Source organism: Nocardioides albidus (assembly GCF_006335005.1).
GTDB lineage: Bacteria > Actinomycetota > Actinomycetes > Propionibacteriales > Nocardioidaceae > Nocardioides > Nocardioides albidus.
In genome coordinates, this window is record NZ_VDMP01000024.1 from 111,425 (window position 1) to 121,888 (window position 10,464).

General features: G+C 69.3%; 8 protein-coding genes. All 8 read left to right on the top strand.

Annotated features, from left to right (window positions below; all coding sequences use genetic code 11):
• Positions 1-37 precede the first annotated feature (37 nt).
• The 8 genes from FHP29_RS11440 to FHP29_RS11475 all read left to right on the top strand — a co-directional run bounded on the left by FHP29_RS11440 (position 38) and on the right by FHP29_RS11475 (position 10,434).
• Complete coding sequence (locus FHP29_RS11440) at positions 38-754, top strand: MBL fold metallo-hydrolase (RefSeq protein ID WP_139622991.1); 717 nt, start codon at positions 38-40, stop codon at positions 752-754.
• Positions 754-2,124, top strand: coding sequence for a histidine--tRNA ligase (hisS, locus tag FHP29_RS11445; RefSeq protein WP_139622992.1), 1,371 nt, complete (start codon positions 754-756; stop codon positions 2,122-2,124). The genes FHP29_RS11440 and hisS overlap by 1 nt, the downstream gene beginning before the upstream one ends.
• Before the next feature lie 14 nt (positions 2,125-2,138).
• Positions 2,139-3,902: an aspartate--tRNA ligase gene (aspS, locus tag FHP29_RS11450; protein ID WP_139623317.1), complete on the top strand. Its 1,764-nt coding sequence runs from the start codon at positions 2,139-2,141 to the stop codon at positions 3,900-3,902.
• A 151-nt stretch (positions 3,903-4,053) separates the two neighbouring features.
• Complete coding sequence (locus FHP29_RS11455; protein WP_139622993.1) at positions 4,054-5,079, top strand: ABC transporter permease; 1,026 nt, start codon at positions 4,054-4,056, stop codon at positions 5,077-5,079.
• 104 nt (positions 5,080-5,183) lie between these two features.
• On the top strand, positions 5,184-6,929 hold the full coding sequence (locus FHP29_RS11460) for an ABC transporter substrate-binding protein (RefSeq protein WP_139622994.1): 1,746 nt from the start codon (positions 5,184-5,186) through the stop codon (positions 6,927-6,929).
• A 93-nt stretch (positions 6,930-7,022) separates the two neighbouring features.
• Positions 7,023-8,039, top strand: coding sequence for an ABC transporter permease (locus FHP29_RS11465; protein ID WP_139622995.1), 1,017 nt, complete (start codon positions 7,023-7,025; stop codon positions 8,037-8,039).
• A 14-nt stretch (positions 8,040-8,053) separates the two neighbouring features.
• Positions 8,054-9,169 carry an ABC transporter ATP-binding protein gene (locus tag FHP29_RS11470; RefSeq protein ID WP_139622996.1) on the top strand — a complete coding sequence of 372 codons (1,116 nt, stop codon included), beginning with the start codon at positions 8,054-8,056 and terminating at the stop codon, positions 9,167-9,169.
• A gap of 116 nt (positions 9,170-9,285) precedes the next feature.
• The gene (locus tag FHP29_RS11475; RefSeq protein ID WP_240044486.1) at positions 9,286-10,434 is read left to right on the top strand and encodes an ABC transporter ATP-binding protein; all 1,149 of its coding nucleotides are present in this window, start codon (positions 9,286-9,288) and stop codon (positions 10,432-10,434) included.
• Positions 10,435-10,464 lie beyond the last annotated feature (30 nt).

Below are 10,464 nucleotides of genomic sequence, written 5' to 3' on the forward strand. Positions count from 1 at the left end.
TGCTAATCACAGCCGGCACGCTCGATAGGCTGGGCCGGTGCTGATCGCCGCTTTCCCCGCTGGACCGTGGGGCACCAACTGCTACGTCGCGGCCACCGCACCCGGCGCCGAGTGCGTCGTCATCGATCCGGGCAAGGACGCCGCGGCCGGGGTCGCCGAGGTGGTGCGCGAGCATCGCCTCAAGCCCGTGGCCGTCCTGTTGACCCACGGACACATCGACCACATGTGGTCGGTGACGCCCGTCGCGGGGACGTACGACGCCACCGCGTGGATCCACCCCGGCGACCGCCACCTGCTCACCGACCCGATGGCCGGCATCTCGCCCGAGTCGGCGAGCATGCTGCTCGGCGGCGACTACGAGTTCACCGAGCCCGACGACGTCGCGGAGCTCTCCGACGGCGCCGCGCTGGAGCTGGCCGGCCTGAGCTTCGTGGTGGACCACACGCCCGGGCACACCGCGGGCTCGGTCACCTTCCGCACGCCGTACGACGGCACGGACATCTCCGAGCTGATGTTCTCCGGCGACCTGCTCTTCCAGGGCTCGATCGGACGCACGGACCTGCCCGGCGGCGACCACGCCACGATGCTGCGCTCGCTGGCCACCAAGGTGCTGCCCCTGGCCGACGACATCGTCGTGCTGCCCGGCCACGGGGAGCAGACGTCGATCGGCCGCGAGCGCGCGACCAACCCCTTCCTGCTCGACCTTCTCGACGCCGGCCCCGACCGGGTCGGTCGAGTGACCCGAGGACTGTGATGTCGAAGCCCACCCCGCTCAGCGGGTTCCCCGAGCTCCTCCCTGCCCAGCGCTACGTCGAGCAGCAGGTGATCGCGACCCTCGCGCGCACCTTCGAGCTGCACGGCTTCGCCAACGTCGAGACCCGCGCCGTGGAGCCGCTCGACCAGCTGCTCCGCAAGGGCGACACGTCCAAGGAGGTCTACGTCCTGCGGCGCCTGCAGGAGGACGACACCTCGAAGGACAAGGGCATCGGTCTGCACTTCGACCTGACCGTGCCGTTCGCGCGCTACGTGCTCGAGAACGCCGGCCGGCTCGAGTTCCCCTTCCGGCGCTACCAGATCCAGAAGGTGTGGCGCGGCGAGCGGCCCCAGGAGGGGCGCTTCCGCGAGTTCACCCAGGCCGACATCGACATCGTCGGGCGCGACACGTTGCCGTTCCACCACGACGTCGAGGTGGCCCGCGTGATGCTCGAGGCGCTGAGCCGCCTCACCTTCCTGCCCGGCTTCCGGCTCCAGGTCAACAACCGCAAGCTGATCCAGGGCTTCTATGCCGGCCTCGGTCTCGACGCCCACGGCATCGACGAGGTGATGAGGCTCGTCGACAAGCTCGACAAGCTCTCGACCGGGCAGGTCCGCGAGCTGCTCCTGACCGAGGCGGGCGTCACCGGCGACCAGGCCGACAAGGCGCTCGCGCTGGCCACGATCCGCGCGAGCGACGACTCGTTCGTCGCCCGGGTCCGCGAGCTCGGGGTGAGCCACGACCTCCTCGACGAGGGCCTCGACGAGCTCGCCACCCTCGTGCGTGCCTGTACGCCGCTCGCCACCGAGCGCACCCGGATCGAGGCGGACCTCTCCATCGCGCGCGGCCTGGACTACTACACGGGCACCGTGTTCGAGACCCGCCTCGACGGCTTCGAGTCGCTCGGCTCCATCTGCTCCGGCGGTCGGTACGACGCCCTCGCCTCCGACGGACGCACGACCTACCCCGGTGTCGGCATCTCCCTCGGCCTCAGCCGCCTCCTCGTGACGCTGATCCAGCGCGGCGTGCTGCCCGCCGACCGCTCCGTGCCGAGTGTCGTGCTCGTCGCGGTGAGCAACGAGGACTCCCGCGCCGACGCCGACGCGATCGCCACCGCCCTGCGCGCCCGCGCGATCCCCTGCGAGGTCGCGCCCTCCGCCGCGAAGTTCGGCAAGCAGATCCGCCACGCCGAGCGGCGGGGCATCCCGTACGTCTGGTTCGGCCAGGACGACGGGACGAGCGAGGTCAAGGACATCCGCTCCGGAAACCAGGTCGCCGCCGATCCGGCGACGTGGGAGCCTCCGAACGAGGACCTGCGACCGCAGGTCGTCACCACCACCGAAGACAAGAACGAAGGGGAATCCTCGTGACCCGCACCCTCCCGATGAGGACGCACAGTGCCGGCGACCTGCGCGCTGAGAACGTCGGCCAGACCGTCACCCTCGCCGGATGGGTCGCCAACCGGCGCGATCACGGCGGAGTGGCCTTCATCGACCTGCGCGAGGCCAGCGGGGTCGTCCAGGTCGTCATCCGCGACGAGGACGTCGCCCACAGCCTGCGCTCGGAGTACTGCCTGAAGGTGACCGGCGAGGTCGTCGCGCGGGGCGAGGGCCGGGAGAACCCCAACCTGCCGACCGGCGCGATCGAGGTCGTCGCCAGCGAGGTCGAGGTGCTCAGCGCCGCCGCGCCGCTCCCGTTCCCGATCAGCGACCACGTGGACGTGGGGGAGGAGGTGCGCCTCAAGCACCGCTACCTCGACCTGCGCCGTACCGCGCCCGGCAACGCCATCCGCCTGCGCAGCAAGGTCAACCAGGCCGCGCGCGGGGTGCTCGACGCCCACGACTTCGTGGAGATCGAGACGCCGACGCTGACCCGCAGCACGCCCGAGGGTGCCCGCGACTTCCTGGTCCCCGCCCGCCTCCAGCCGGGCAGCTGGTACGCCCTCCCGCAGAGCCCGCAGCTCTTCAAGCAGCTGCTCATGGTCTCGGGGATGGAGCGCTACTTCCAGATCGCGCGCTGCTACCGCGACGAGGACTTCCGCGCCGACCGGCAGCCCGAGTTCACCCAGCTCGACATCGAGATGAGCTTCGTGACCCAGGACGACGTGATCGCGCTGGGCGAGCAGATCGTCGCCGCGCTGTGGAAGCTGATCGGCTACGACGTCCCGCTGCCCCTGCCGCGGATGACGTACGCCGAGGCGATGGCCCGCTACGGATCCGACAAGCCCGACCTGCGGATGGGCTTGGAGCTGGTCGAGTGCACCGACTACTTCAAGGACACGCCGTTCCGGGTGTTCCAGGCGCCCTACGTCGGCGCCGTCGTGATGCCCGGCGGCGCGAGCCAGCCCCGCAAGCAGCTCGACGCCTGGCAGGAGTGGGCCAAGCAGCGCGGCGCCAAGGGCCTGGCCTATGTCCTGGTCCAGGAGGACGGCGAGCTCGGCGGGCCCGTCGCCAAGAACATCACCGACGAGGAGAAGGCCGGCCTGGCCGCCCATGTCGGTGCCGAGCCGGGCGACTGCATCTTCTTCGCGGCGGGTGCGGTGAAGTCCAGCCGCGCCCTGCTCGGAGCCGCTCGCCTCGAGATCGGCCGTCGTGCGGGTCTCCTCGACGAGAGCGCCTGGAGCTTCCTGTGGGTCGTCGACGCGCCGCTCTTCGAGCCGGCCGACGAGGCCACGGCAGCCGGTGACGTGGCGGTCGGCGCAGGAGCCTGGACGGCCGTCCACCATGCGTTCACCAGCCCGCAGGACCTCGACTCGTTCGACACCGACCCCGGCAACGCCCTGGCCTGGGCCTACGACATCGTGTGCAACGGCAACGAGATCGGCGGCGGCTCGATCCGTATCCACCGCGAGGACGTCCAGAAGCGGGTCTTCGAGGTGATGGGCATCGGCACCGCCGAGGCGGAGGAGAAGTTCGGCTTCCTGCTGGAGGCGTTCAAGTACGGCGCCCCGCCGCACGGCGGCATCGCGTTCGGCTGGGACCGCGTGGTGGCCCTGCTGGCCGGCACGGACTCCATCCGCGACGTGATCGCCTTCCCCAAGACCGGCGGCGGCTACGACCCCTTGACGGCCGCTCCGGCCCCGATCACGCCGGAGCAGCGGAAGGAAGCCGGTGTCGATGCCCGTCCGGCGGAGGAAACCGAGGCCTGAGCCTTCCGGGCCGGACGGTTTGCCGGGAGTCGAGACCAAACCGTTACCGCGTCGCTATCGCATTGGCGCATCAGCAGCGCCTAGTGTCACGGACGGCGCGAGGCCGGTGTGGTCCGCGTCGCATCCGTGACGCACCGCGATTGAGGTGAAGATGACGCTCCCGGCCTCCGAACTGGAGATCCACGAGACCGCAGCGCCGGGCGGGGACGACTCGGTCGTCAACGTGGCCGGCCGGTCTCCGACCCAGTTGGCGATCGCCCGGTTCCGGGCCGACCGGCTGTCGATGATCTCGTTCGTGCTGACCGTGCTGATCATCGTGTGCGCGATCGCGGCTCCGATCCTGGTGGCCGTGGGGGTCCTGCACCCCAACGACTTCAACCAGGACCTCCTCTCCGACGACGGAGTGACCCCGTCGGGCAAGTTCGGCGGCGTCAGCTGGAGCCACCCGTTCGGCGTCGACCCGGGTGCCGGGCGCGACCTGCTGTCGCGGCTCATGCTCGCCATCACCTCGTCGCTGACGATCGCGCTCACCGGCACGATCATCACGGTGATCATCGGAGCGGTGCTCGGCATCGTCGCCGGCTTCTCCGGCGGGTTCGTCGACGCGGTCGTGGGCCGGATCATCGACCTGACCCTGTCCTTCCCCCAGACGATGATGCTGCTGGCGCTGGCCGGCCCGGTCGTGCAGATGCTCCGCGGCGACGTCTCGAAGGTGCCGGGCCTCGGCTTCCTGTCGGGCCCGGACCTGTCGAACGGCCTGTTCGTCATCGTGATCCTCGCCGCCTTCGGCTGGCCGCCGGTCGCCCGCGTCGTCCGCGGGCAGGTGCTGTCGATCCGCGAGCGTGAGTTCATCGAGGCGGCCCGGCTGTTCGGCGCGTCGCGCTCGCGGCTCTACTTCAAGGAGGTCCTGCCCAACGTGTGGGCGCCGGTCCTCGTCTACGTCACCCTCCTGGTGCCCGCCTACATCTCGGCCGAGGCGGCCTTCAACTTCCTCGGCGTCGGCATCAAGCCGCCGACGCCGACGCTGGGCAACATCCTGGCCGAGTCGGTCAGCTACACCAGCGCCGACCCGACGTACTTCTTCCTGCCGGGCATCCTGCTGGCCCTCATCGTCGTGGTGTTCAACCTCGTCGGCGACGGCGCCCGCGACGCGCTCGACCCCAAGTCACACCGATAACCGGATCGCGACAACCACAGACCCAGTACTCCGCCGACATTCGGGACGCGGAGCGCTGCGGCGCCGGCCCGGCCGGCGTCACTCACCGAAAAGGAGATAGTTGAATGGCCTTCACCAAGAAGCCATTGGCAGCGATCGCCGCCACGGCGCTCGCGGCCACGCTCGCCGCGTGCGGCGGCGGCAGCAGTGACGACGACAACGGCGGCGGGAGCAGCGGCGGCAAGGCGGAGAAGGGTGGCAACGCCATCTTCCTCGTCGGCGTCCGCAACGTCGAGCACTGGGACCCCCAGCGCATGTACATCGGCCGCGACCTCAACAACTCGGGCCGCCTGTTCTACCGCAGCCTCGTGGCGCTGCCGGCGTCCAACGACCCGGAGGAGGGCACCACGCCGATCCCCGACCTCGCGACGGACACCGGCACGATGGAGGACGCCGGCAAGACCTGGAAGTTCACCGTCCGCGACGACGTCAAGTGGGAGGACGGCCAGCCGATCACCTGCGAGGACTTCAAGTACGGCGCCTCCCGCAACTTCGCGACCGACGTGATCATCGGTGGTCCGGCGAACTACCTGTTCACCTACCTCGACATCCCGACCGGTGACGACGAGCTGCCGGCGTACAAGGGCCCGTACTCCAAGAAGGGCCAGGAGCTGTTCGACAAGGCCGTCACATGTGAGGGCCAGACGATCACCTACCGGTTCAAGAAGCCGTGGCCGGACTTCCCGCTCTCGATCGCCCAGCTCCGCTACATGGACCCCTACCGCGCGGACCTCGACAAGGGTGACGCCAACAACTTCGCGATCATCTCCAACGGTCCCTACAAGCTGGACGGGACCTGGAAGGAGGGGACCGGCGGCAAGTTCGTCCGCAACGAGAACTGGGACGAGAGCACCGACCCGATCCGCAAGGCCTACCCCGACACGTGGGACTTCCGCGAGGGTGACACCGACGAGGCGATCTACGAGCAGCTGCTCGCCGACTCCGGTGACGCGCAGTACACCGTGACCGAGCGTCGTCTTCCGCCGTCGCTGTTCGGCCGCAAGGACGAGGCCGGCGACCGCTACACGCAGGTCGAGTCGCCGTACGTCGACTACGTGCTGCCGAACTTCAACTCGCCGGTCTTCAAGGACGCCAACTGCCGCGAGGCGCTCAAGCTGGCGACCGACCGGGCCGCCTGGATCAAGGCCGGCGGTGGTCCCGAGTACTTCAAGATCGCCGACTCCGTCGTCAACCCCGGCGTCCCCGGCTACAAGCCGAACCCGGCGTTCGCCGACCTTCCGGAGTCGGGTGACCCCGAGGCTGCCAAGGCGGCGCTCGACAAGTGCGCGGCCCCGAAGCCGGTGAAGATCAAGTTCACCTACTCGGGCGGCACGCCGACCAGCGACAAGCAGGCCTCCGCGCTGAAGGAGGGCTGGGACAAGGCCGGCTTCCAGACCGAGCTGGACCCGCTGGAGGACACCTACTACTCGGTCATCCAGAAGCCCGACGCCGACTTCGACGTCACCTGGGGCGGCTGGGGCGCTGACTGGGCCTCCATCGGCACCGTCATCCCGCCGCTGTTCGACAGCCGGATCAACCTGACCGGCGACTCGAACGGCAACGACTACGGCAACTACAAGGGTGGCCCCGAGGTCAACAAGATGATCGACGAGGCCTACGCCGAGCCCGACCTCGACGCCGCTGCCGAGAAGTGGGCGGCCGTCGACGCCAAGCTGGGTGAGGACGTCGCCTACATCCCGCTGGAGATCACGATCTTCAACTTCCTGCACGGAGGGAAGGTCACCGGCTACGCGAACAACGTGTCGGTGAACGGCTACGCCGACCTCGCCGTGATCGGCGTGGAGAAGTGATCATCGGTTAACCACCACACGGTCGGGGGCCGCCCTGCGGCGGCCCCCGACTGTCGGTGCCCACCCAGCCCAACGTCTCCCAGAGGTTGTCCTGTGCTCGCGTACGTCATCCGCCGCGCCGTCGCCGGCGTGATCATGCTCATCGTGATGAGCATCGTCACCTTCGCCCTGTTCTTCGCCTCTCCCATCGACCAGGCCTCCTTCATCTGCGGGAAGAACTGCTCACCGGCGCAGAAGCAGCAGACCGCTGCGGCAATGGGCTATGACGACTCGTTCATCAACCAGTGGTGGGACTTCGCCGAGGGGGTCGTCAAGGGCCGCGACTACCCGGACGACCCGAAGCTGCGCGAGACCGCGCCCGAGACGATCGTCCACTGCGAGGCGCCCTGCATGGGCTACTCCCGCGAGCGCGGCGACACCGTCACGAACCTCATCAAGGACACCTTCCCGGTCTCCTTCTCGCTCGCGGTCGCCGCGTTCATCCTCTGGATCGCCGGTGGCGTCCTGCTCGGCGTCACCGCCGCCCTGAAGAAGGGCTCGATCATCGACCGCGGCCTCGTCGGCCTGTCCTTGATCGCCTACGCCTTCCCGACGTTCTTCGTCGGCCTCATCCTCTACAAGTTCGTGGCGATCAAGTGGGGCCTGGCCGACATCCCCCGCTACACCTCGATCGCCGACGGCGGGGTCGGCGGCTGGCTCTCCAGCCTCGCCCTGCCCGCGATCACCCTCGCCGTGTTCTTCATGGCCGGCTACGTCCGCATGACGCGGTCCTATGTCATCGAGTCGTTCCAGGAGGACTACGTCCGGACGGCCCGGTCCAAGGGCCTGCCGGAGCGCACGGTCACCTTCAAGCACGCACTGCGCGCCGCGCTCACCCCGATCGTGACCATGGCCGGCCTCGACTTCGCCGGCCTCATGGGTGGGGCGATCATCACCGAATCGGTCTTCAACTATCCGGGCATGGGCAAGCTCGCCGTCCGGGCCAGCCAGGACTTCGACCTCCCGACGACCGTGGGTCTGGTCATCCTGCTGGCGGCCTTCGTGATCGCGGCCAACATCATCGTGGACCTGCTGTACGCCGTCATCGACCCGCGCGTGCGGCTGGGCTGAGAGGAATCACCGCTATGTCCACCACCTCTTCGTCCTCGCCTGCGCCGATGGGCTCCGCCGCCGCGCCGCTGCTGTCGGTGCGTGAGCTCGAGGTCCACTTCCCGACCTCCGACGGCCTGGTCAAGGCGGTCAACGGACTGACCTTCGACCTCGAGGCCGGCAAGACCCTCGGCATCGTCGGCGAGTCCGGGTCCGGCAAGTCGGTCTCGAGCATGGCGATCATGGGCCTGCACCGCGGCACCAACGCCAAGATCAGCGGCGAGATCGTGCTCGACGGCGTCAACCTGCTCGACATCAGCGCCGAGGAGATGCGCAAGAAGCGGGGCCGCGAGGTCTCGATGATCTTCCAGGACCCGCTGTCGGCGATGCACCCCTACTACACCGTGGGCAACCAGATCGCGGAGGCCTACCGCGTCCACAACGACGTGTCGAAGAAGGTCGCCAAGCAGCGCGCCGTCGAGATGCTGGAGCGGGTCGGGATCCCCAACCCGGACAAGCGGGTCAACGACTATCCGCACCAGTTCTCCGGCGGCATGCGCCAGCGCGCGATGATCGCGATGGGTCTGATCAACGACCCCAACCTCCTGATCGCCGACGAGCCGACCACGGCGCTGGACGTGACCGTGCAGGCGCAGATCCTCGACCTGCTCCAGGACCTGCAGCGCGAGTTCAACTCGGCGGTCATCATCATCACCCACGACCTGGGAGTGGTGGCCGAGATGGCCGACGACGTGCTGGTGATGTACGCCGGCCGCGCGGTCGAGCACGGTCCCTGCAAGGAGATCCTGACCCACCCCGAGATGCCGTACACGTGGGGTCTGCTCTCCAGCGTGCCGGACCTGACCGGCGACACCGAGGCCCGGTTGATCCCGATCCCCGGCAACCCGCCGAGCCTGCTCAACCCGCCCCCGGGCTGCCCGTTCCACCCGCGCTGCGCGCATCGGGACAAGGTGCCCGGCGACCTGTGCCGCACCGAGCTGCCGCTCCTCGTGCCCGGTCAGCGCGGGGAGACGCACACCAAGCGCTGCCACCTGCCCAACCCCGATGCGATCTACGCGACCGAGGTGTTGCCCGAGATCGCCCCCGACCTGGCCGCCGGAGCGGCCCCGACCCGGGCCGAGGAGCTGTGATGAAGGACGAGATGAGCGACGAGTCGGCCAACGCCGGGATGGTCGGCATGGCCCACGAGATGGCCGACGACCGGGCGCTCGCGGCGCGCGCGGCGGGCCACGGTGCCGCGGTCGCGATGCCCGGCGCCAAGCCGATCCTCGAGGTCGACCGGCTGCGCATGTACTTCCCGGTCAAGTCCCCGGGCCTGTTCCGCCGTACCGTCGGCCAGGTCCAGGCCGTCGACGGGGTCTCCTTCCAGGTGGCCGAGGCGACCTCGCTCGGCCTCGTGGGGGAGTCGGGCTGTGGCAAGTCGACGACGGGGCGCCTGATCACCCGGCTCTACAAGCCCACCGGCGGCGCGATCCGGTTCGAGGGCCAGGACATCGCCGACGCGAAGCCGGCCGAGCTGAAGCCGCTGCGCCGGGAGATCCAGATGATCTTCCAGGACCCCTACACCTCGCTGAACCCGCGCCAGACGGTCGGCTCGATCGTCGGAGCGCCGCTCGCGATCCACAAGGTGCTGCCGAAGGACAAGATCCTGCCGCGGGTCCAGGAGCTGCTGGAGATCGTCGGGCTCAACCCCGAGCACTACAACCGCTACCCGCACGAGTTCTCCGGCGGTCAGCGCCAGCGCATCGGCATCGCCCGCGCGCTGACCCTGCAGCCCAAGCTGCTGGTGGCCGACGAGCCGGTCTCGGCCCTCGACGTGTCGATCCAGGCGCAGGTCATCAACCTGCTCCAGGACATCCAGAACGAGTTCGGCGTGGCGTTCCTGTTCATCGCCCACGATCTCGCGATCGTGCGCCACTTCTGCCCCGAGATCGCGGTCATGTATCTCGGCAAGATCGTCGAGATCGGCGACCGGGACTCCATCTACTCCAACGCGCACCACCCCTACACCCAGGCGTTGCTGTCGGCCGTTCCTGACGTCAAGCAGGCCGCCAGCGGCAGCCGGATCGAGCGGATCCGGCTGCAGGGCGACGTGCCCAGCCCGATCGAGCCGCCCTCGGGCTGCCGGTTCCGCACGCGCTGCCCGATCGCTCAGGAGATCTGTGCCCGTCACGAGCCGCCCCTGCTGCAGATCGGCAAGCGCCACAAGGTGGCCTGCCACTTCCCGGGACGCCTCGGTCAGGCTCCCCGTGAGCCCCTGACGGCGGGCCTGCTCGGCGTCGACTCCGAGGGCCGCCCCGACCCGGGCGCCAGCCCGAGCACGGACCTGGTCGAGCAGCCCGGGTACGCCGACACCTGGTTCGACCTGGACAACAAGTCGATCGGCCGCGCGTGACTCCCTCCATCTGCGCGAGCGTGTCGCCCG

Coding starts and splice junctions, on each gene's coding strand:
- hisS (WP_139622992.1), top strand. CDS start 754: ATGTCGAAGCCCACCCCGCTCAGCGGGTTCCCCGAGCTCCTCCCTGCC.
- aspS (WP_139623317.1), top strand. CDS start 2,139: ATGAGGACGCACAGTGCCGGCGACCTGCGCGCTGAGAACGTCGGCCAG.
- FHP29_RS11455 (WP_139622993.1), top strand. CDS start 4,054: ATGACGCTCCCGGCCTCCGAACTGGAGATCCACGAGACCGCAGCGCCG.
- FHP29_RS11460 (WP_139622994.1), top strand. CDS start 5,184: ATGGCCTTCACCAAGAAGCCATTGGCAGCGATCGCCGCCACGGCGCTC.
- FHP29_RS11470 (WP_139622996.1), top strand. CDS start 8,054: ATGTCCACCACCTCTTCGTCCTCGCCTGCGCCGATGGGCTCCGCCGCC.
- FHP29_RS11475 (WP_240044486.1), top strand. CDS start 9,286: ATGCCCGGCGCCAAGCCGATCCTCGAGGTCGACCGGCTGCGCATGTAC.